Source organism: Bowmanella dokdonensis (assembly GCF_017254865.1).
Classification (GTDB): Bacteria; Pseudomonadota; Gammaproteobacteria; order Enterobacterales; family Alteromonadaceae; genus Bowmanella; species Bowmanella dokdonensis.
On the sequence record NZ_JAFKCV010000331.1, the window covers coordinates 1 to 297 of the forward strand.

The 297-nt window shown below is 50.8% G+C and carries 1 protein-coding gene; it reads left to right on the forward strand.

Features of this window, described 5'->3' with window-relative positions:
• Positions 1-297: TonB-dependent receptor domain-containing protein (locus J0A66_RS22810; protein ID WP_206576073.1), on the forward strand; the 297-nt coding region annotated here is incomplete at both ends.

Genomic DNA, 297 nt, shown 5'->3' on the forward strand with positions numbered 1-297 from the left:
TTATGAATTACGTGCCGGTTTGGTTTATCGCCTGAATGAACACAGTGGCGTTAAGTTAGATTACGGTGGTGCTTTTCGCGCCGCCTATGGGGTGGAGACCCATTTTAACCTCATTGTTTGTTGCGACCAGCAGGGTAACAACACCGGCGGGTTGCGGGGCAATCCCCAGTTGGAACCCGAGCGAATCTCGACCATTAACCTGCAGTATTATCGCACCACAGAAAACAGCCGCCATGCGCTGACGTTGTTTCACAGTGATTTATCTCATTTGGTTTCGCGTTTACGCGCCAGTGATCG